A 21,085-nucleotide genomic window follows, 5' to 3' on the forward strand; every position below is an offset into this window, starting at 1 on the left:
TCTGTCAGTTTCTCAGCGGTATTCGTACTCGGCACAGCCTCAAGTGTTGCGGCCATATCGGGCTCCTCCCCGCCAGGCTCACCGCCCGGCGTGTCGAGCCAGATACACCGTTAATTCCACAGTCCCCAGCAAAGCAGCAAAGCAGCAAAGGAAAAAGTACGGCGTGACCGCTCCCTGAGTACTACCGATACGAGACCGCTACAACACACCACATGTGGTGTTCATCAGCTACCGATAGGCTTAAAGCCGAAACCACTGCCCTGGTGGGGGAACCGGCAGTACAAGCACAATGAAAAGGACCCCCATGGCCCGCACAACACGCATCCAACTCATCGATGACATCTCTGGTGAGCACGCCGACGAAAACCTCCGCTTCGCCCTCGATGGCACCGACTACGAGATTGACCTCGCTGGAGAGAACGCGGATGAGCTCCGCAGTGTCCTGGAGAAGTACGTCGTTGCAGGTCGTCGCCTTCGCGGTGTGCCGGTGAAGCAATCTGCCACGGCCACGGCTGCGGGGCGTGAGGAGGTCCGCCGGATGCGGGACTGGGCCAACGCCAACGGGTACAAAGTCAGTTCCCGCGGACGGATCAGTGCTGATATTCAGCAGGCCTTCGCCGCAGCCCACCTCTAGGGCAAGGAGTCAGACCTTAAACTCGGGTGGCTAGCTGGTCGTTGTCATATGCGCTGTTATCGGCGCCAACAGGACCTCGAACAGCAGCAACTAGGCCGTGGGTAGAGCCGAAGCAGTCGGTGCAGAACATGCTGGCGGTCGCTAATGGGTTGCGTGTGTTGAATCTTGGGGGAGGGGATGTGGATACAACGACCCCTATGGGGTCGATGTTGTTCACAATTATGGCTGCCCTGGCCCAGATGGAACATGAGATCAAAAGCGAACGAGTCACTGACTCCATCAGCAAACGCAGGGCAGCAGGGAAGAACCTGGGTGGCCGGCCTGTATGGGTTACGGATAGTCAGATGAGTACTGCCGTGCGCCTGGTTGATGGTGGGGAGCCTGCTGCCCAGGTTGCGCGGGATCTTGGCATGTCGCGGGCTACGTTCTACAGGCGCTCAAAGTTACTCGTCAACTAGGCCAGGGTGTCAACGAAAGTAGGCTGTCCTGTCCCCGCTGCCCGTGCGCCGACTCACATTGTGTTGGTTATGATGCCTCCGCTGTGAACGGGACGGATTTCGACGCCGCCAGTACTTGTGCGTACGGCCGGGTTGAGTCGGGCGAGGGTAGTTGCGGCATCGAGGTCGGGGGCTTCAAGGACGTAGAAGCCTGCTACGAACTGGTCGGCTTGGACGAAGGGCCCTGAGGTTGTGCCGGATTGTCGGATGGACACTGCAGCCGAGCGGGGTGTGAGGGCATAGGCGAGGCTCATTGATCCTGAGGCTTGAAGGTCGCGGGCGTGTTGGTCATTCTCCTCGAGCTCGGCTTCTGCTGCGTCCAGGGCATGGAGGGACTCATCAGCGTAGATGAGGATTGCGAATTGCGGCATCGAAATTCCTTCGTCGATTTGATAGGTAGGTTTTCGTTTGCAGTGTCATTCCACGACGAGGTTCTGATGTCCATCGATCAGCTCACGCACAATATCAAGGTGACCAGCATGGGCGGACGTCTCGATAAGCGCGCGAACCAGGACCTCTCGGCCAGTGGTCATGGGCGGTCCGTCGAACTCACTCGCTGGCGGCCACCAACGCGGAGCCGCGTCCAGATCAACCCGGGCAAGGACCTTATCGCTGGCGGCTATCTCACGCTGGTAAATCCTGATTGCTTCTGCACCCGTCATCGGTTCGGACGACCAGCCGTTGTGAAGGGCGGCAATCGCGTGGCTTTCCCCGCCGAGAACGGCTGAAATCCAGAACAACTCATCATCGAATGCGAGGTGGTTCAACATCCTGGTCATCGTCCAGCCTGATGGGACTAGTGAGATACCCATGACTTGTTCCGGGACGCCTTCAACTGCTCGGAGTACGTGTGATCGCTCCTGAGCCAACTGGGCCAGGAGAAGACCATCACTCACGCTTCTGGCTCGTATCCGATGAGCCACCGAAGGCCATAACGATCCGTAACCTGTCCATCTGAGCCATCCCACGGTCGTTGAACCAACGGGTTAATAGATGTTCCATCAACGCACAGCTTGTCGAACCATTCGTGCAGAATCGGCGGCTCAGCGGTCCCCAGCAGTGAGAGCATCAGACCTTCCACTCGTACCGGCTGTTCTCCCGTCGCTGCGTCTGAACCTGCTAGAGCAACCACACCGTCAAGAACCCCATGCGCTACAGCATTCTGCGGCCCATCGGTCCTACCGTGATCCTTGTAGGAGTGCAGGGACAGGTTACCCCCGAATACGTCTCTGTAAAAACTCAGCGCTTCCCGTGCGGTTCCGGGAAAACTGATGTAAATAAGGGGTGCTGCCATGGTGATGCTCCTAGGTCTCGGTAACCAGTCGTGCGCCGATCAGAACTCGTGTCTCGCGGCGAGCTCTTCTGACAGCAATATTGTGTGGGGGAGGTCGCGCAGGTCATCATCAACTGAGATTCCCCTTAGTCGTGCGGCTTGCGTATATTGATCCCACGGGAATGAACCAGGTTCAGGTGCATCGGCCTGTACCAACGCGAGAACTTCGGCGATTACGTCGGCGGAGGACCGTTTCCAGGAGGTGGTCTCAGTATGGTGGGACTTGAACGAGGACACTCCACGGTCCATATCAAGTCGGATCATCGATTCGTCCGAGAGTCGCAGATATTGCGTTATTTTCATGCTCATGGACGGTACGGAGTTTCCCGCCGGCGGATCATCGAGTTCGCAGATGATGACCAGACTGGTCACTGACAAGCCGGAGAAGTCGAACGGCAGACGATGAGCTCGCTCAGTCGTTGCAGACCCCGATCGGATCGATCCGTACTGTTCCCGCTCATTGCTATCGGTCATGCTGGGGCGCAGTTCAGGTCTTTAGCGATCCCGTAGTGATAACCGAAACGATCCGCGAAGTCCGTCAGGTTCACGTCTACTTCACCACGCTGTCCGACGAACCGTCGAGCACGTATCTGACAGTTCCCCAGATCGCCACGAATGCGATCACAAGCGCTGCGCGTTCAGGGACGAGTGTCCGATTCATGCTGTACCCCTCATCTTCTTTGATTTTTGATAGGACAGCATGGAACGCGCTGACCGCCTCCGGCTGATCTTATCGAACAGATCATAGGTGGTCAGGTCATATTTTTGATGGGTCGGCCGGAGGATAAGCTCAGAAGGAAAATATGGCCGGTGTGTGGGGGCAGGCTTTAAAACGACGAGCAGAGGACCCTCTTTTGACCCGCACAACACGCATCCAACTCATCGATGACATCTCTGGTGAGCACGCAGACGAAAACCTCCGCTTCGCCTTCGATGGCACCGATTACGAGATTGACCTTGCCTTAGAGAACGCGGATGAGCTCCGCGCTGTCCTGGAGAAATACGTCGCTGCCGGTCGTCGCCTCCGCGGCGTGCCAGCGAAGCAGTCTGCCACGGCCACCGCTGCGGGGCGTGAAGAGGCACGCCGGATGAGGGACTGGGCCAACGCCAACGGGTACAAGGTCAGTTCTCGTGGAAGGGTCAGGGCCGACATTCAGCAGGCGTTCGCTGCAGCCCACATCTAGCGCAAGGCGTCAGATCTAAAAAGCGGTTGTCTGGTCGTTGTCATACGCGCATTTATCAGAGCCAGGAAGCCGGCGGCCGGCGGGATCGTTCATGCGGACCATGGCACCCAGTTCACCTTGTGGGCCTTCACGAACAAAATACGTGCCTCCGGGCTGATGCAATCGTTTGGGAAAGTCGGAGACTGCTACGACAACTCGATGATGGAATCGTTCTAGTCGAGCACGCAAATCGAGTTGCTCAATCGGAAAAGTGGCTTACCAGAACAGAACTCGCGAATGCAATGTTCGAGTGCATCGAGATTCTCTACAATCGGCAGCGACGCCATTCCGAACTCAGATACCTCGCCCCGATTGAATACGAACTACGCTCTGACACGAGATCCGTCCCCGCCTGATCTTCACACCGATCCTAGTAACCAGGCCGTAGGGCACGTCAGGGTGTAAACCAAACTATGGGTAGTCTCGTTTGAACAAAGTGAGTGTTAGGGGTGTGTTTTCTGGGGCCGTTGTTTTTTCATGGAGGTGGCCACGCCGGCAGGTGTGGCCTCCCTTTTTGTGGTTCGGGTTGAAAACGCGTGGTGGTTCGCGGGTAGGTGGTCGGGGAGTGTTTCGGCATTAAGGGACCGGAACACTCTCGGTAGTATTCCGGTTCCTTAGGGTCCAGTCACCGGATGCCGGTGCGGATAGGCTCTCTAGGTGGCTGGGCTATTTCGTGGTGGTGAATGCTAGTAGCGGTGTGCGCCGGGGCCTTGGTGCTCGATCCTGGCAGTTTCCTTTTCGGCTTTGGCTTTGACTTGCTGGGCTTGTTCTTTCACGCTGGGGGCGTTTTGTGCTTCGGCCTTGATGCGGGGAGCTTCTTCTTCGGCTTTTGTGAGGTAGGTTTCCCACCGTTGGGACATGGGCTTGATGAGGCCTCCACCAACGCCAACGATGATCACGCCAACGATTGCCGAGAGGACCGCGATAAGAATCGGGGTGGTGACGGTGACGGCGATATCGACCTGGTTGAGGGCTGCGATGATGCCGATACCGATGATGAAGATACTTGCGATGTTCGCCAGGACCTTGCCGTAGGAAAGGCCTCCCAGTGAACCCTGGATGAGGGTTTTGACAGCTGCTGCTATCGCTGCGCTGATGATAACGATAATGATCGCGATGATGATCTTGGGCAAGAATGCGATGATTCCAGCCAGAAGGACACTGACGGGATTTGGTCCGAAGACACCGAAGGCAAACTGCAAGACGAACAGAACCAGCGCGTAGTAGAGGATCTTCGCGATGATGTCACTGGCGTCCAGCGAGGACTTGTCCAACGCCTTTTTCACTCCGCCGCGTTCAACCAGGCGGTCAAAGCCAACTTTTTCCAACAGCTTGGACAGTGCCTTCGAGATCGCTTTAGCGATGAGTAATCCGACGATGAGAATGACGAGGAAGAGCAGGAGCTGCGGCACGAATGCCACGACCGCTGCTAGTCCGGCCAAAAGTGTTTCCTGCATGATTTTCCTCCGGTGCGATGGTGAGTTTGTTGACAACCAAATCTTGGTAGGCTCGCCCAAGATGTAGGAAGCATGCTTACTATATGCCGGTAGGTTGTTTTCGGCAATGGACTGAGGTTGACCATTTCGGTCTTGGTTGGACGAGGGCTAACTAGAGTCGGTGGAATATCGGGGCGTGGTTGGTACTGCTTTTTTGTGATGGATAGCGCTGTGGTTCTAGTGGCATCCGCACGTTCAGTGCGATTACCTCGTGTGGGCGGCCCTGGATCACGACGGCGATTCTGGTTTCGTTGTGGCTGCCTCCTCTGCCAGCAGGCCGGGTCTGAGTATCGTCTTTGATTTTTGTTGCCCGATGGCGTGGGCGTCGGTGGTATCTGCGGTGTCCGGAGGATCTTGGACTTGCTGTTAGCGCCAAGGTCTCTTGCGCCCTGATGTTCCCTTGATAGGAAGTGTTGTTTGTATGAGTCGTAGCGTTCCCTACACGGGTCCGTCAGGTTTTCGCGGGCTTGGGGGTGTGGATGCTGATGAGATGGTGGCCCGTCTTCACGCTTTCGAGCTTCTTGGTGACTGCGATGAGGAAGCCAGTGAGGCAGAGTTGACCGCGGAGCTGTTTTATCTTTCGGCCCCGTTGGCGCTTCTAAGCCGATGTAGGGATAGCAGTGAAAAGGCTGAGCGAGAACTTGTTTCAGCGGTCCGGCTTTCCCTCCATCAGGGGGCGAGCTGGCAGGACATAGGCTCAACTCTGGGATTGAGCGCAGAAGATGCGCGCACAAGATTCGGCACCACTTAGAACTGGCGCAAACCTTTGAGGGCCCTGCGCTCTCGAGGAGCCTTGTGTTGCAGAGACCGTATGGGAACTTGCGATGAGGTTATCCATGAGGTGAAACTAACCCTCAGCAGAGCCAGAACAAGAACCCCAAGGTTGTTGTCATTGCCCAGGAAATCATGCAGGACTGGGCCAACGGGTACAAGGTCAGTTCTCACGAACCGGTCAGTGCTGGTATTGAGCAGGCTTTCGCTGCAGCCCACTTCTAGCGCGAAGCTTCAGAGCGTCAAATAATTGGATGGCCGTTGTCATAGGTGTTGTTATCAATGCCGGTAGGCTCCGGGATGGCAACTGCCGGGCCGTATGCAGACGTGTCGGCACCCACATGGCAGAGAGCGGGAGGTGGGGGGTGTTCTTTGTTTGTAGAGGTGGGGGATCAGTTGACTCGTATTTGCCTTTGTTGGTCTTGGGCGTTCACGACGTCTATGCCGTGAGGGGGTACCCCTCACATCAAGTGATGTTCATAGCTTGTGAGGTCGATGCGTGGGATTCGCCGTGGACGGGTGCCCGTCAGTAAGCATGCGTATGACTTGGCGTCGGTGCCGTACGCTGGGCTTGACTGAGGTGTGAACTGATTCACTCTTTGCCCAATGTTTATGGGCCGGGGTAGAGAATCACGAGTGCTTCAGCCACTCGCACTTGACCGCACGTCATTCCAATGAGGAGTTTTTCCTAATGAATAAGACACTTCGCTTTTTGGCTGTTCCGACTTTGGCTCTTGGTGCTCTGGCGCTCTCCACGGCTCCGGCCATGGCGGCGGATGGGGATCAGTCGTACCAGTCCACGTTGGGCCAGCTTAATGGGAGCACGGCTACGGGTACTGTCACTGTGGACGTCACCGGTACTACTGCCCATGCTGTCCTGAAAGTTTCCGGGTTGCCGGAGACGTTCATGGATGCCCCGTACCCGCACGTGCAGCACATCCACGTGGGTGCTCAGGGTGTGTGCCCGGCGCCGTCGGCTGATACTAGTGGTGATGGGGTTATCTCCACGACCGAGGGCGCCCCGTTCTACGGTGCTATCGGCCAGACGCTCTCAACCAGTGGTGATACCAGCCCGGCTGCTGCGCTGGACCTCACGGTCGCCGGTCAGGGTTCTTCCTACACGGTGGACCGGACCTTTGAGCTCAGTGCAGAATCCGCGAAGTCCCTCCATGATGGCACTGCTGTTGTTGTTGTCCACGGCCTGGACCCGGCAACACTGAGCCCTGAGGCTGCTGCTGCACCCTCTGACCTGGTGCCTTCACTGCCGTTGGCAGCTACCTCACCGGCCCTGTGTGGAACTCTCGCTGCAGGGCAGATGGCCATGCCTGTCGGTGGCGCTGATACCGGTGTTGCCACAACGGCTACTGATAACACCGGGGCTATTGCCCTTGGTGGTGGCCTGGCACTGGTAGCTCTCGCTGGCGGGGCCTACATGATCCGTCGCCGGGCCGCAGCCTAAACACCGGCGAAACGGGCCCGAGTATTTCCTGATGCACCGGGTGCGCGGCTACCGTGAAGGCCCTGCGGCCTCCACGGTAGCCGCGCACTTCGCATTGGGCGGATGTGGCAGCCCGATTCGTCGTTCTTTGGTACCCAGAACTGACGCTCCAGTAGCTGACGGTGCCACGCGGTCATTCGCCTCCGGTGCGCAGAATTCAGCGGCCTCCGCCCCGTTGGCAACGGAAATCCAAGCTTAGTAGCCTAAGTAGGATTTCGTTCTGGTGCTTTTGTTGATTCCGCCCACGCACTTTCAGGACAGGCACATCATGAATCCACCATCTCGCTGGATCCCCGCGCTGACGGTCTCAGCGCTGCTCCTTTCCGGCTGCGCCGCAGCAGCAGGCTCCACTGCGGCTCCTCAAGCCGCCAGTTCTGGCCAGACATCAGGCGCAGCTCTAGGTCATCATCACGGTGGTGGATCTACCGCGCCGGAACCAATCAGTCAGAAACCAACGGAGGCCGCGGCCATGGTCTGCGGGGACGAGGTCAAGAAAGATATGGCCACCCGGCTGGGCTTGCCCGAGGCGCCCCACAGCGCCAGCACGTTCAAGGACCAAATCTATACCTGCACGTATCACATGAGCGAAGGAGACTTCGTAATCTCGGTCAAGGAAACCCCTAGCCGTGAAGCAGCGCAGACCTACTTCGAGGCACTCCGGGTAGAGGTGCCCAACGCGACGGACATCAAGGGCTTGGAGAACCTCGGCTTTCCCGCCTACAAGAACGACGCCGGATCGGTGGTATTCCTCAAGGACAACATGATCTTGCACGTCAACGCCACAGACATCAAAACCACTGTGGGCCCGGACCACATCACCCCTGAAGCGTTCGCTTACCAGACAGCCACAACCATCCTGGCCTGCTGGAAAGAACACCCCGAACAAGCCGCACGCTGACAACCGCAAAACTAACGCCACCAAGCTTGATTAAAGAACAACCAGTAGTTTCAGATGCCTTGTAGTTAGCGGGTGGTTTCGTTATCTGGATTTGATGCCGTGTCTGGTGAGAGCAAATGCGTAGGCTGGGTTGTCGTGGTGGATCTCGGTTCCGGTGTCTGCTGAGACTACGTCGTCGTTTAGGCCTATGTCGGCGCGTCTGAGCCAGAAAGCCCAGCAGTAACCATGACCTTGGTCAATGGCGCCGTGTTTTGAGGGGAACCGGATTCCAAGTGGGTAGGAGCCGTCGTCGAGGACTTGATCGCGAATCCATGAGGAGAGCAGTGTTGTTAGCTGACGGTGTCCACCGGTGATTTCGGCCAATGTGAGGGTGTCGTCGACGTCGACGGTGTAGAGCAAACTTCCGAGCGCTGTGTTGAGGGCTGCGAGGGTATCGGCGTGGGAAATATCAATCCACGCTCCGGGTTCGAAGCTTAGGGTGTAGAGGAGTCGTCCGTCGCGCCAGTTTGCTGGTATCCATCCGGGGGCCATGTGCCCGTTGGCATGCCATTGTTCTTCAACTTCTTTCCTGATTGTGGCAAGTGATTCACCGAAAAAGTTGGCGGTCTTTTTCAGGTATTCCACGTGAGAGGCCGTCATGCGTGCCCATGAGAGCGCTTCGAGTAATGCTGTTTTGGCGTCTTCAGCTGCGTAGACGGTGCGCCCTGGGGTATCGAATCGATACCATTGGGCCCTGTTTTCACTGAGGAGTCCGCGTTCTTGTGGGTTGAGTGGGCCGTAGGATTCCTTGGCTACACGGAAAGCCTGGGATGGTCCATCGACGATGGCGAGGCCGGTTTTACCGCAGACCCGCATTAGTCGATAAACCCGTCATCGACCATGGCCGCTGCTGCTGCCGCGGTCTCGCGGTATTTATCGCTTCGAATGGCATCGACGGGTGAATCGTGATCTAGCCAGGGGTTAGCCCCGATGAACCACATCCGCGCAACGTGCTCTCCTTCTGCTTCGGAGATGAGGATCCATTGGGCGTAGGCGAACTGGAGGCGTTTGACTGCATGGGCGTTGGGGGTCGGCCCGTCCTGTTGCGCCCACTTGTAACTGATTTTCCGGTCTTTACTGCCAGACAAGGCGGCGACAAGGGTTGCTCCGAGTGCGGCGTTCAAGCGCCGAACAATCTCGCGGATTCCTAGTCTGGCCGTTCGAGCGTGGGCTGTTCCTGTGGTGGTTGCAATGTTCACGGTGTGTTGGGCTCCTTCACTGACACTGACTAATCTATCTTGTTTCCTCTCAAAATCGACAAAATATCTACCTCTCCGGGGAGCTTGGTTTTTTGGCCCCACACATTTGGGCGATGTGGCCCGGTTCCACGATGCACATGACAGCAACCACTCTTGTTTTATATACCCCAGGGGGGTATCGTGACGTCTGTTGTCAGTGAACTGGTTTGTCCCGGCAGGTGCTTGCGCGCTTGTTTTTACGGCTGTTTAATCCCAGCGCCTTTTTGCTTGTTCGCCGAGGATTGGATTCTGAGATGACTGAAACGACTAGCCGTACCGAGCTCCCACTGATCGGTGATGCTGTGGGTTGTCGTTGTTGCGTACCTGAGCCTTTGGCTGATTCAGTCCTTGGAGCTACGGGAGGCGGGGGTAGGGCATTTACCGTCGAGGGCCTGACGTGCGGGCATTGCGTTCAGAGTGTCAAGGATGCCGTTCTGGCGATTGATGGGGTTCTCTCGGTCTCCATTGATCTTGTTGTGGGTGGTCGTTCTCCCCTGGTTATTGGTGGAGCGGTTGATCGTGCAGATGCTGGAGACGCTGTTACCGCTGCCGGCTACACCCTAACCAGCATCTGAGTTGCTCTTCGTATCTTGACGGTCTTGACGTAAAGAAGATTATTTTCGTTCAGGCGGTACCTGGCCCTCCTAGAAGGAAGCATCATGGAACACGACACACAAGATCACAACAAAAAAACACCGTCTCTTGACGGACAGCATTCTGCGAGTCCTGCCGACGCACATGGACACCATCAGGGTGCTTCGGGGGATCATGGGGTGCATTCCCAGGGTGAGCATGCAGGTCACAGCACTGCGATGTTCAAAAACAGATTCTGGCTGAGTCTGGCCTTGTCGGTACCTGTTGTGTATTTCAGTTCGATGTTCTCGCATCTGCTTGGCTACAGCCCTCCGGTGTTTCCTGGCTCGGTGTGGATCGCGCCAGTGCTGGGTACGGTGATCTTTTTCTACGGTGGCCAACCGTTCCTCAATGGTGCCCTGGCTGAGGTGAAGAGCAGGAAGCCGGCGATGATGCTGCTGATCGCGATGGCTATCAGCGTTGCGTTTATCGCTTCGTGGGTCACCAGTTTGGGGATTGGTGGCTTTGATCTGGACTTCTGGTGGGAGCTGGCTTTGCTGGTGGTGATCATGCTTTTGGGTCACTGGATTGAGATGCGGGCGCTGGGTTCAGCCCGGGGTGCCCTTGATGCTCTCGCAGCGCTGATACCGGATGAGGCGGAACGTATTACTGAGGCAGGTTCTGAGACGGTGCCGGTCTCGGAGCTCGTGGAGGGCGATGTTGTGTTGGTCCGTGCCGGGGCGAGGATGCCAGCGGACGGAACGGTCGTTGGTGGGCAGGCTGAGTTTGATGAGTCGATGATCACTGGGGAATCAAAAACCGTGTTCCGCGGTCCTGGTGAAAATGTTGTTGCCGGGACGGTAGCGACTGATAACAGTGTCCGGGTCCGTATTACGGCGGTGGGCGATGATACTGCTTTGGCTGGAATTCAACGCCTGGTCGCCGAGGCGCAGGCGTCGACTTCCAAAGCGCAGGCGTTAGCGGATCGGGCTGCGGCTTTTTTGTTCTACTTCGCTGCCGGCGCTGGCGTGATCACGTTCATTGTCTGGAGTCTACTGGGGAGTATTCCGGATGCTGTGACGCGCACCGTGACGGTTCTGGTGATCGCTTGTCCTCACGCCTTGGGTCTGGCTATTCCGTTGGTCATCGCTATTTCCACGGAGCAGGCGGCTAAAGCTGGTGTGCTGATCAAGAATCGGATGGCACTGGAACGGATGCGAACCATTGATGTGGTCCTGTTCGATAAGACGGGAACGCTGACGACCGGTACCCCGGACGTTAAAGAGATTGCGGCAAGCCCTGGTATCGAAGTAGATGATCTCTTGGCGCTGGCTGCCGCTGTCGAAGCGGATAGTGAGCATCCTGTGGCGCGCGCTATCGTCCGTGCTGCAGGGGAAAAGAGCGCGACGATTGGCAGGGCTAGGAATTTCACATCCCTGACTGGTCGTGGTGCACGGGCTGAGATTGATGGTCGCATTGTCTATGTCGGCGGACCTGCCCTGTTGCGCGAACTCGGCGTCACCGAGCCAGCGGCGTTGGCAGAATCCACCCGCGCGTGGATGGCCAGGGGCGCAGCGGTGCTCCACGTCATTGACGTGGATCAGGTGATCGGGGCGGTCAGCCTTGAAGATACGATCAGGCCCGAATCCAGGCAAGCCGTTGCAGCCCTACGGCGGCGGGGTGTGAAAGTAGCCATGATTACCGGGGACGCTGCCCAGGTCGCTGAGGCCATCGCGAAGGATCTGAGTATCGATGAAGTTTTCGCCGAGGTCCTTCCGGCCGATAAGGACAAGAAGGTAGCTGAGCTTCAAGGGCGGGGACTGAAAGTCGCCATGGTTGGGGACGGGGTCAATGACTCTCCGGCGCTGGCTCGCGCGGACGTGGGTATTGCCATTGGAGCCGGAACGGACGTAGCGATGGAATCAGCTGGTGTTGTCCTTGCCGGCAACGATCCTCGGGCGGTGCTCTCCATCATTGATTTGTCCAAGGCCAGCTACACGAAGATGTGGCAGAACCTGATCTGGGCCACCGGATACAACGTGCTCTCCGTACCATTGGCTGCGGGGGTTCTGGCGTTCGCCGGGTTTGTTTTGTCCCCGGCGGCTGGTGCAGTTCTGATGTCCTTGTCTACGATCATTGTTGCCCTTAACGCTCAACTACTACGGCGTGTGAAACTCAACCCCGCCCAAGAACGTTGAATCTATTGTCCAGAGCTGATGCTAGAGCTGTGGCGGTAGGCTGAAAAATTGTCATCATCGAACGAGCGAGGGGAGGGCCAGCCATGACCAGGCGAACGCGCGCACGGCTTGTTGCGCCACTTCTGCGTTGGGCGTTGGTCAGTGCTGTGTTGACGCTCATAGCTGGGCTCTTCGGAATGCACGTCATGGTTGGTACTCACACCCTGTCTGAGGGCCATGCCATGACCATCTCCGGGACTGCCATCACGCAAGTTTCCTCACCCGTGCTCCCCGGGCACCGGCATACGCTCCCTGAGCCAGAGGCCAAAGTGACCGGGCTATCAATAGATATCCCAGATTCCTTGGGATCCTCGTGTGGTTCTGGTGATAGTTGTCCTTCGATGTCTGGCATGGGCACTGCCTGTCTCCCCGCACCTGCGACAACGGTTCTCGCTGCGCCTGCGCCGAGGTCAGCTTCGTGGGTCGCTCGCGCGGTGGCTTGCACTCAAAGAATCAACGGTGACTACCTCTTTGACCCGGACAGTCCCTCTCCGGGTCAGCTAAGTATCAGTAGGACGTAAACCTCAGATACCTTGCCAGAGTCATGCCCTGGACGATCCAGCGCATGACTCCTGCAAGGAGAAGAAGAGGACCCGCTGCTCCACGCAACGCCGGTCCCATGAGCAACACTTTTCTTCTGTGCGCCCTATTGCGGCGCTAAAACCCCTTTCTGAGGACCCAAATATTATGAATAAGACACTGACACTTTCATCGCTCGCCCTTGCTGGTGCACTAGCTTTGACAGGATGTGCGGCCGGCTCTGAGCCGGGAACCTCGGCTGCTAGTAGCTCACCAACATCCATGTCCGGCATGGACCACGGAGGCGGATCGATGTCTGCTAATTCCGCTCCGGCCAGCTCTGCTGAGTACAACAGTGCCGATGCACAGTTTGCCCAATTGATGATCCCGCACCACGCCCAAGCCGTTCAGATGAGTGAGACCATCTTGAAAAAGGACCGAATCCCCGCCTCGGTGACTGACCTCGCCACCAAGATCAAGGCAGAACAAGGCCCTGAGATTAACCTCATGACCGGTTGGCTTCAGAGCTGGGGTCAACCGACGGACATGGCAACAGGTATGGCCTCGGGGATGGGCATGTCCGGGATGATGAGTGATGAGGAGATGGGAAGCCTTGACGCCGCGACGGGAACAGAGGCAGCAAAGCTGTACCTGAGCCAAATGGTCGGCCATCACGAAGGCGCCATCGAGATGGCCAAGAAGGAAACTACGGACGGTAAAAACGCTGAGGCAGTCCAACTCAGCAAGGACATCGTGAGCTCACAGGAAAAAGAAATCCAAGAAATGAAAGACCTCATAGCGACTCTGTAGCAAATGCAGAAGGCACCGGCCCCAGGATCCTCTGTGGCCGGTGCCCTCTTCCTCCCTTGTCACGGCCCTTCTGTTTTGGAGTTTCCTTATGCCCACCGTGAGTCACCAACGTCCTGCTGCCGTCGCAGCTGCGACCATTTCGTTCCTCTTTTTCCTTTCAGCCTGTACCCCGGGGACGCCCCCCGAGGAGGGCCCCACCAACGCAGGATCCTCAATCGAGAGCCTTCCCAGCTCTCACATTCACGGGATCAGCGTGAACCCAGGAACGGAGCAAATACTGCTAGCCACCCATGAAGGCTTGTTCGATATGTCCCAGTCACCAGCGGTCAAAAAAGGCGACACTCTTGACCTCATGGGTTTCGCCGCGGCCGCTGATAACGGGGTTTTCTACGCTTCAGGACACCCCGGCCCGGGCTCAGATCTACCGAATCCACTCGGATTGATCAGATCCACAGACGGCGGCACAACTTGGGAGCAACTTTCACGCCAAGGAGAATCAGACTTCCACGCCCTCACCACCACAAAATCTGGGCTCGTAGGCTACGACGGAACGCTCCGAACAAGCCCCGACGGACACACCTGGTCCGTCGCCACGGCAGGGTTCGTACCTGCATCACTTGCCGGCACACCAGAGACCGACATCGTTCTTGCCACCACTCCAAAAGGGCTCCAACGTTCAGAGGACGGCGGTAAAACATGGAAGCCCAACGGATCAGCGCCCGTGCTGGAGTTCGCTGCATTCGCCAACGCCACCAACGCAATCGGCATCGAACCCGACGGTGCTGTCCACTCCTCCACAGACGCGGGACAAACCTGGACCCAGACCGGACGAATCAAAGGTCAAGTGCAAGCAATAACCGCAGACCAGAACAAAGACAATATATCGAGGGTCTGGATCGTCACCACTGAAAGCGCCCTAGTGTCGACCGACGGCGGCGCCACCTTCACTCCCGCAGCAACCCCTTAACCAAAGAGGCAATCCACGACGGGCAGGTACAACCATGCTTTTCAACGATGTTCTATCACCAGAAATGCTCCCATCGGCCACGCTGCCCACGTCCAGAACAAGCTCGGCAGACCAAAAAGCTGACTGATTCGTTGTCGTCGTATGCACGGCTATAGGCGCCAATACGCTCCGAAATAGCAGCAACCAAGCCGTGGGCGGACCGATGCTCTGATGGTTTCGACACTGGAACGTCTGGGGACGCACCACGTAGTGAACCGTACCGAAAACATATTCCGCGCAAAATGTTTCGACGGGTGCTGTGGAATAGATTTTGGGACGATCATACGACGCGGAATCTAGCGGTGTCAGCCGCAGGGGAGTGGTATCGCCAGGAATGTCCCAGTTCTAAGGAACTGGAACACTCAAGAGCCGGCCTTTCTAGGAGGCGGCTCCTGTGATCCGAGCATCAGAAAGCCCCGATGACTAAGGAGAAATCGGGGCCTTCTGTGTACGGATTTAGAGAGAATTTCAAGGTGATGACGGGTAGGGCTGCGGATGCACTTACTCCCAAGGAACCGGTACTGGGTCAGAGGAATTCGGTGGATCTCTCAGAGTATTTCAGTTCCATGAAAGTCTTCACGAGTTCGCTTACCTCTGTTGGCAACGCATCTCGTGAGGATCGTTTTTGGATGAACGCGTTTAATTCCCTGTGTAGCGAGTTGAGATCTGTGACACCGGGAGGAGGCTTGAGAAACCACACGTATCCTGGCGGACGGGGAAAAATATTTGCAGCTTCCAAATGATCGTTGATGAAACGGTCCACGATTTCTTGATCGTCACCGTTGAGCTGTTGATCATCTTTTGGCTGCCGCAACAGTCTGCTCATACCAGCCCATGCAGATATAAGTACATCCCAAGAGGAGTCCCCCAGTACGAACCATTCGCTCGGTGGTCGCGAAATTTCTACTGTGTTCCACTTAAACTCGGTCATTGCACTCCTGGAGATGCTCTATTGATCCGGGTCAGGCCACTGAAGCCTGGTTTCGTGTCTTTTGTCGTCTGCTGTTGCGTACTTGACGACGATTTCTACGCAGTGATCAGCGGCTTTGAGGGGGCCGAGCTTCACGTGGTGCGACGCGCGGATCCGTGCAAAGTTTCGATCGCATTTGGTTGCTGAGTCCCATTGATTCACCTTTATGCGGACGTCGTACGCGGTCGAGCTTCCACTATTAGTCAGGATTAGGAATCGCTTCGATGAGGGCTTCTGGGTAGATAGTTTTTCGGTGGATTGTTCAAGCTGGAGTATTGGCTCGTGGTCAGAGCGTGTTTCCTTGGTGGTCTGCTTTTTGTTTCTTGAGAAATACCAGATTCCGCTCAGTAGTAGTAGCGAGGCAGCTATCAGCTCGACAAGACCTACGAGGGAACCATCTTCGGTGGTGTTCTCGGCGGCGAACGCAATCGCGGCTACCTGTGGGGCCTTCACCAGCTGACTCTGTAGCTTGCTGGGGCAGGGTTGAGGTTCAGGGGTGTTCTGGTGTGGGGTGCTGGCGGGGGTCTGAGGTTCGGAGTAAACATCGTTGTGTTCCCTGTTCCCAAGGTCATACTGCTTTTAGGGCTAGTTCTGGTTTTTTCTGAGTCGAGCTGCAATGACTGATCCAATGAGATCGGGGTTTGAGCCGACAGGGCCTAGGAGGTATTGGGTACCGTCAGCTGTTCGTTTGCCCGGCAGTATGGAGAGTATTCCTGCCACCATGTCTAGCCACTCCTCACTAGAAGCGGTAATTTCTCCCAGAGTGGTTTCCTGGCCATCGGGAACGGGTAGGTCGCCTTCTTTCTTCAGCGTGATGGAATCGTGCCCGGAGTCCGCAATTGTGTATGACATGCGCCCAGCATAGTGGGGCCCAATGCCACGTTCACAGGGTTCCGGATCGACTCCCATGTCACCAATCACCAGGTTTCTTAAAGCGTCACCGGAATCTGTGATTGCCAAACCGAACTGGGAAAAGCCGCTATTTCGAACCAAGAGTCATACACGACGTGAAATTTAGCGCTCTCCCCAGCGGGGAGTGGTGCTGTGGGGAGTATTCACCTCAGCAGGCAAAGGGGAAAATCCAGGGCGGGACTTGTCCGTGAGTACTATCGATGCGAGACCACGACAATACACCACATGTGGTGACCGCCGCCTGCCGATAGGCTTAAAACCCAAACCACTGCCCTGATGGGGGAACCGGCAGTACAACAACAAAAAGAAGACCCTCACTTGACCCGCACAACACGTACCCAACTCATAGACGACATCTCTGGTGAGCATGCCGACGAAAACCTCCGCTTCGCCATGGATGGCACCGATTACGAGATTGACCTCACGAGAGAGAATGCAGCAGAGCTCCGTGCCGTTCTGGAGAAGTACGTCGCCGCGGGTCGCCGCCTCCGCGGCGTTCCGGTGAAAGGGTGGGCGACATCCAGTGCTGCCAGTCGTGAAGAGGCACGCCGGATGAGGGACTGGGCCAACGCCAACGGATACAAAGTTAGTTCCCGCGGACGGATCAGTGCTGATATTCAGCACGCTTTCGCCGCAGCCCACCTCTAGGGCGAAGCGTCAGACCTAAAACTCGGGTGGGTAGCTGGCTGTTGTCACATGCGCTGTTATCACCGTCTGGGTTCCCACTTGGCTGAAAAGTCAGGGGTTCTGTGCTGTTCTCGGACTGCTCGGGCAGTACTTGGTACGGTATGTCCATCATGATCAGCCCGCTCCCCTCACGGCTCGGGCTGATTTTCTTTTAACCGGAGGATTCGTGGCTGAATACACAAAGCAATCGCTGTCGGTTGAAGCTCAGATAAAGAAACTTGCTATGCGCGGTGTCAGCGTTCCCAAGGACGGGAGTAGTATTCAGCTGCTTCGTGCTGTCGGGTACTACCGGCTACCCATACCCGTTCCGTGAATCGGAGCCAAATGTGGACGATGACGGTCGTTCACGGGTACGTGTTCTGAACCACTACCGGGTCGGCACTTCCATGCGAGAAGCCGAGAGACTCATCGATTTTGATCGTCAATTGCGGATGCTCATCCTTGATGGGATCGAGAGAATTGAAATTTCGCTCCGCATGCAGATCGGGTATGTGTTGGGTAGGCGATCGGCGTTTGCTCATTTGGACCCATCTACGTTCGTAGGGTCTTTCACTGACGCGCAACTCGATCCGGCTGGGGGAGAATCGGCGCCGAGCAAACACGAGCTATGGGTCTGCCGGATGCGATAGCGACTTAATGGCTCCGACGAGGCCTTCGTGGCTCATTTTCGGGAGAAGTACCGGGATCAGATGCCCAGTTGGGCACTCACGGAAATCATGGAACTAGGACATTTGAGTCGCTTGTACGTTGGACTGACGAACTCGATCGCCACGGAGATAGTCACCGCGTACGCGATACCGTCCAAACGAGTGATGAGTAGTTGGATTGCAAGTCTGAACTATGTAAGAAACGTCGCTGCGCACCATGCCCGAATCTGCAACCGCAAACTCGTTACTGCACCGAAACGACCAGATAAGGGGCAGGTTCCTCTCCTGGATCATCTAAGAGATGAACAGTCATCGAAGCAGGTCTTTGGTCTGTATAACGCTCTAGCCGTCATGGCCTACATGCTTCGCACGATTGATCCCAACAGCGGCTGGACCGAGCGCCTCATCGAGCTAGTCGAGGAGTTTCCACACACGGGGCATTTGAGAATGCATTCCATCGGAATTCCTGATGACTGGAGAAATCTAGAACCCTGGAAAGACTAAGGCGCTGCCGGTACCCATTTTTGATCAGTACAAACCTGCCGGTGCGCTGACGCCCCCCAGGTCTTGGTTAGGAGATCGGTAACCGGGCCCAGGGGCACCTCACTGGTCTGTTTTGTGGGTGGTTGGCTCGTTCTGGCTTTTAGGGGCCGGCCCAGTTGGGGTCGGTGTCCGCGAGGTGTTGGGGGTTGCCGGTGACACGGGTGCCGTCTTTTTCTGGTTCTAGGGCTTGGGTTATTGCTGAGTGTGCGCTGATGAGTGAACTTTTTTTGATGCCCAGGACGGGCTCGTAGTCTTCTTTGGTTGCCACCATGGGGGCGTGGAGACTCTCGACCAGTGAGGTCACTATTTCCCTAGGCATGCGTGCTATCAGGGCACCGAGTTCGCCGATGAGTCGAGTGGGAATGAAGGGGATACGGACTTGTACGCGTTTGTGTTTCACGCGCTCTGCATACAGGGCCAGTAAGTCTGGGTAGGTCAAGATGTCGGGGCCACCGAGATCAAAATGAGTCGTGATGGGATCTGCTGCTACTGCTGAGTCAAGGAAACGAAGGACGTCTTTGACCGCGATGGGTTGAACCTCTTTCGTCATCCACACCGGTATGGGTGTGATGGGTATGCGGTTGACAAGGTGGCGTACAAGTTCAAAAGAGGTACTCCCGGCTCCGATGATGAGCGCCGCGCGCAGAGTGATGGATGGAACTTCCCCGTCCCTGAAGATCTCCTCGACTTCGAGTCGGGATCTCAGGTGTTCGGAGTGGTCGTTGCCCGGAGGAATTATCCCCGATAGGTACACGATCTTTCCAACACCGCCGTTCTCACACGCGTCGAGAAGGTCGTGAGCTGCTTGTCGGTCCTTGTCTACGAAGTCTTTGCCGTCCATTGAATGAATGAGGTAAACAACCACGTCCATGCCAGAAACAGCCGAGCTCAGAGTGTCCGGTTCGGTGACATCGAAACGGGTCGCTGACGCATCAGCGGCCCATGGAAAATCCAGTACTTTGGAGACATCCCTGAGACCGACATGAACTTCGTGACCAGAGGCCAAAAGAACCGTGACCAACCGTGATCCGATGTATCCACTCGCGCCCGTAACTAAAACCCGCATTCGGCTCCTCAATGACTACCGTGAAAGCTCGAGAAAACATTTTGTCTTCGGCGCTTACCCCATTGTAGGGAGAGCGCCAGGCATTAGTAAGTCTGCTGTGTAAAGTGCTGGTGTGGTTGTGTTTTACCTCCATGAGGCCGGTCGCAGAGGGGCCCTCATGCTTGCTGTTGAGGACCCTTTCCTATGCGTCCGAACCGTGTTCTTCTTTTTCAGTGTTCGTCGATTAGGTCGTACACGATGTCGAAGTGACCGGCGGAAATGGATATGGTCGCGTGCGCGCCCGAGGTGCGTTGGTAGCAGCCCATCGCTCATGCCAGAGCTCGTATCCGATGAGTCAACGAAGCCCGTGCGGGTCCGTGACTCGACTGTCTGAGGCACCCCTCGGCTTGGGAGTCAACGGATCAATAGCGGACCTACCTGTGCGGAGCGTGCCGTACCACTCATAAAGGACCGCTGCGTGCGGGGTTCTTAGAAGAGCGAGCACGAGGCCGTCGATGTGTACGCTCTGTTCGCCTGCAGGGCGTCGGATCAGGCCAAAAATTCTAGTTCTGCGGACAGCCGACGAACAGGATTGGTTGCAACGTCGTGTGTCATCGAAGGAAGAGCTTCTGGTGGCGGAGCGGGAGATCAAGGTTCAGTGGGGCGGGTTCGTGAATTTTCGGTTTGGTTTCGTTGGTGTCAGGAATCGCTCATGGGTTGGGGGGAGCCGTCTTGGAGGAATCCGGTGCGTCGGGAGATAGCGTGCATGTCATCAAAGGTGAGGAGCTGCGTGGCTGCTTGGTCTTGGAGGTTCTGGAAGTTTGCCGGATCCAGGTTCAAGTGCGGCGATAAATCCATCAAGGTCCTCCATAAACCGATTTTTGCGACGATCGCCGAGCGCATGAACTCTGCCTCTACTAGCGGGGTAAGCGGTGAAGCGCGGATTACTCTGCCGTTGAGCTTGAATCGACCCAGGCGTTCGCCAATGGCTGCGGCGGCGACGAGGTGACGGCTGCGGGAAATGCCGAGATAACGGATGAGTCCTTCGAGGCTGCGGGTTTCCTCATCAACTTGGTTTGCGATGATCCGAAGCTGCGGGCCAACAGGGCTTTCTTTATACATCTTGGCCATATTGGCCATGCGCTTGCGCCCAGCGGCGGCTCCTGCGTAGTGGTCGTTGAGATAGATGCCAAGCAACTTTTTATCAAGAGCCGTGGGAACGTGGGGTTTCACGGATTCTCCTCTATGTGGTGGGGCGGTGTCCCTACTTCTGAGGGACCAGAGATTTTCAGCGTTTGGTAACAACGCGCCAGTGCTCAAGGAGCACGGACTGTTCAGAGCAGGCCAAAAGTGCGTTCGCGGCTCGGACACTTCGATGGAGCTCCATCGCCGCCGAATACAGGTTCACCACGCCGGCTCCTAGATCTGAGTCATCTCGGGTATCTTGCGTGCTCGTGAGGCACGGGAACCTGGTCGAAAGCGCACCTCGGTATGCATCCAACTGCGCAT

21 protein-coding genes and 3 pseudogenes are annotated in these 21,085 nt (G+C 56.6%); 12 read left to right on the forward strand and 12 right to left on the reverse strand.

What is annotated here, in order from left to right:
- The first annotated feature begins 304 nt into the window (after positions 1–304).
- A complete protein-coding gene (locus QMG79_RS00005) occupies positions 305–634 on the forward strand; it encodes a histone-like nucleoid-structuring protein Lsr2 (protein ID WP_283536528.1) in 330 nt (109 codons plus the stop codon).
- Positions 635–747: 113 nt separating this feature from the next.
- Positions 748–1,092 (forward strand): annotated as a pseudogene (locus QMG79_RS00010) (recombinase family protein); the annotation flags it as partial.
- Between the two features lie 53 nt (positions 1,093–1,145).
- Here the strand turns inward: QMG79_RS00010 and QMG79_RS00015 are convergent.
- Genes QMG79_RS00015 through QMG79_RS00030 form a run of 4 tightly spaced genes read right to left on the reverse strand, consistent with a single transcriptional unit; the run spans position 1,146 to position 2,842 of the window.
- A complete protein-coding gene (locus QMG79_RS00015; RefSeq protein ID WP_283536529.1) occupies positions 1,146–1,502 on the reverse strand; it encodes a YciI family protein in 357 nt (118 codons plus the stop codon).
- Positions 1,503–1,547: 45 nt separating this feature from the next.
- Positions 1,548–2,099: a mycothiol transferase gene (locus tag QMG79_RS00020; protein WP_349357233.1), complete on the reverse strand. Its 552-nt coding sequence runs from the start codon at positions 2,097–2,099 to the stop codon at positions 1,548–1,550.
- The gene (locus QMG79_RS00025; RefSeq protein ID WP_283536531.1) at positions 2,024–2,425 is read right to left on the reverse strand and encodes a VOC family protein; all 402 of its coding nucleotides are present in this window, start codon (positions 2,423–2,425) and stop codon (positions 2,024–2,026) included. Before QMG79_RS00025 ends, QMG79_RS00020 begins: the two co-directional genes overlap by 76 nt.
- Positions 2,426–2,464: 39 nt before the next feature.
- A complete protein-coding gene (locus tag QMG79_RS00030) occupies positions 2,465–2,842 on the reverse strand; it encodes a hypothetical protein (protein WP_283536532.1) in 378 nt (125 codons plus the stop codon).
- 476 nt (positions 2,843–3,318) lie between these two features.
- Here QMG79_RS00030 and QMG79_RS00035 point away from each other — a divergent pair, with 476 nt between their 5' ends.
- Together QMG79_RS00035 and QMG79_RS00040 are read left to right on the forward strand one after the other, a co-directional pair.
- Positions 3,319–3,648 (forward strand): histone-like nucleoid-structuring protein Lsr2, encoded by a 330-nt coding sequence (locus QMG79_RS00035; RefSeq protein WP_283536533.1) that lies wholly within the window; start codon positions 3,319–3,321, stop codon positions 3,646–3,648.
- Positions 3,649–3,654: 6 nt separating this feature from the next.
- Positions 3,655–4,043 (forward strand): annotated as a pseudogene (locus tag QMG79_RS00040) (transposase); the annotation flags it as partial.
- Between the two features lie 330 nt (positions 4,044–4,373).
- Here QMG79_RS00040 and QMG79_RS00045 read toward each other — a convergent pair.
- Entirely contained in the window at positions 4,374–5,144 is a 771-nt protein-coding gene (locus tag QMG79_RS00045) for a mechanosensitive ion channel family protein (RefSeq protein ID WP_283536534.1), read from the reverse strand.
- A gap of 1,501 nt (positions 5,145–6,645) precedes the next feature.
- Between QMG79_RS00045 and QMG79_RS00050 the strand changes: the two genes are divergently transcribed.
- Both QMG79_RS00050 and QMG79_RS00055 read left to right on the forward strand, forming a co-directional pair.
- Positions 6,646–7,413, forward strand: coding sequence for a GVDTG sorting domain-containing protein (locus QMG79_RS00050; protein WP_283536535.1), 768 nt, complete (start codon positions 6,646–6,648; stop codon positions 7,411–7,413).
- Between the two features lie 307 nt (positions 7,414–7,720).
- The gene (locus QMG79_RS00055; protein ID WP_283536536.1) at positions 7,721–8,350 is read left to right on the forward strand and encodes a hypothetical protein; all 630 of its coding nucleotides are present in this window, start codon (positions 7,721–7,723) and stop codon (positions 8,348–8,350) included.
- Positions 8,351–8,431: 81 nt separating this feature from the next.
- On the opposite strand, the gene QMG79_RS00060 is transcribed toward QMG79_RS00055, so the two are convergent.
- Both QMG79_RS00060 and QMG79_RS00065 read right to left on the reverse strand, forming a co-directional pair.
- Positions 8,432–9,205, reverse strand: a complete 774-nt coding sequence (locus tag QMG79_RS00060) for an RES domain-containing protein (protein WP_283536537.1) — start codon at positions 9,203–9,205, stop codon at positions 8,432–8,434.
- On the reverse strand, positions 9,205–9,588 hold the full coding sequence (locus QMG79_RS00065; protein WP_283536538.1) for a hypothetical protein: 384 nt from the start codon (positions 9,586–9,588) through the stop codon (positions 9,205–9,207). The genes QMG79_RS00060 and QMG79_RS00065 overlap by 1 nt, the downstream gene beginning before the upstream one ends.
- 293 nt (positions 9,589–9,881) lie before the next feature.
- Between QMG79_RS00065 and QMG79_RS00070 the strand changes: the two genes are divergently transcribed.
- From QMG79_RS00070 to QMG79_RS00085, 4 genes are all read left to right on the forward strand, one after another.
- On the forward strand, positions 9,882–10,202 hold the full coding sequence (locus QMG79_RS00070; protein WP_283536539.1) for a heavy-metal-associated domain-containing protein: 321 nt from the start codon (positions 9,882–9,884) through the stop codon (positions 10,200–10,202).
- Between the two features lie 84 nt (positions 10,203–10,286).
- A complete protein-coding gene (locus QMG79_RS00075) occupies positions 10,287–12,398 on the forward strand; it encodes a copper-translocating P-type ATPase (RefSeq protein WP_502934676.1) in 2,112 nt (703 codons plus the stop codon).
- 870 nt (positions 12,399–13,268) lie between these two features.
- Positions 13,269–13,766: a DUF305 domain-containing protein gene (locus QMG79_RS00080; protein WP_349357234.1), complete on the forward strand. Its 498-nt coding sequence runs from the start codon at positions 13,269–13,271 to the stop codon at positions 13,764–13,766.
- 88 nt (positions 13,767–13,854) lie between these two features.
- The gene (locus QMG79_RS00085) at positions 13,855–14,733 is read left to right on the forward strand and encodes a F510_1955 family glycosylhydrolase (RefSeq protein WP_349357235.1); all 879 of its coding nucleotides are present in this window, start codon (positions 13,855–13,857) and stop codon (positions 14,731–14,733) included.
- Positions 14,734–15,298: 565 nt separating this feature from the next.
- Here QMG79_RS00085 and QMG79_RS00090 read toward each other — a convergent pair.
- The 3 genes from QMG79_RS00090 to QMG79_RS00100 all read right to left on the reverse strand — a co-directional run bounded on the left by QMG79_RS00090 (position 15,299) and on the right by QMG79_RS00100 (position 16,594).
- On the reverse strand, positions 15,299–15,703 hold the full coding sequence (locus QMG79_RS00090; protein ID WP_283536542.1) for a DUF5956 family protein: 405 nt from the start codon (positions 15,701–15,703) through the stop codon (positions 15,299–15,301).
- Between the two features lie 18 nt (positions 15,704–15,721).
- Positions 15,722–16,195, reverse strand: coding sequence for a hypothetical protein (locus QMG79_RS00095; protein ID WP_283536543.1), 474 nt, complete (start codon positions 16,193–16,195; stop codon positions 15,722–15,724).
- A gap of 132 nt (positions 16,196–16,327) precedes the next feature.
- Positions 16,328–16,594, reverse strand: a complete 267-nt coding sequence (locus QMG79_RS00100) for a hypothetical protein (protein ID WP_283536544.1) — start codon at positions 16,592–16,594, stop codon at positions 16,328–16,330.
- A gap of 378 nt (positions 16,595–16,972) precedes the next feature.
- Here QMG79_RS00100 and QMG79_RS00105 point away from each other — a divergent pair, with 378 nt between their 5' ends.
- Together QMG79_RS00105 and QMG79_RS00110 are read left to right on the forward strand one after the other, a co-directional pair.
- Entirely contained in the window at positions 16,973–17,302 is a 330-nt protein-coding gene (locus QMG79_RS00105) for a histone-like nucleoid-structuring protein Lsr2 (RefSeq protein ID WP_283536545.1), read from the forward strand.
- Positions 17,303–17,667: 365 nt separating this feature from the next.
- A pseudogene (locus tag QMG79_RS00110) lies at positions 17,668–18,492 on the forward strand (Abi family protein).
- A gap of 139 nt (positions 18,493–18,631) precedes the next feature.
- Here the strand turns inward: QMG79_RS00110 and QMG79_RS00115 are convergent.
- Together QMG79_RS00115 and QMG79_RS00120 are read right to left on the reverse strand one after the other, a co-directional pair.
- On the reverse strand, positions 18,632–19,597 hold the full coding sequence (locus QMG79_RS00115) for an NAD(P)H-binding protein (RefSeq protein WP_283536546.1): 966 nt from the start codon (positions 19,595–19,597) through the stop codon (positions 18,632–18,634).
- 678 nt (positions 19,598–20,275) lie between these two features.
- Positions 20,276–20,809: a hypothetical protein gene (locus QMG79_RS00120; protein WP_283536547.1), complete on the reverse strand. Its 534-nt coding sequence runs from the start codon at positions 20,807–20,809 to the stop codon at positions 20,276–20,278.
- Positions 20,810–21,085 lie beyond the last annotated feature (276 nt).

Source organism: Pseudarthrobacter sp. PS3-L1, assembly GCF_030063285.1.
In the GTDB taxonomy this organism is placed as follows: Bacteria; Actinomycetota; Actinomycetes; order Actinomycetales; family Micrococcaceae; genus Arthrobacter.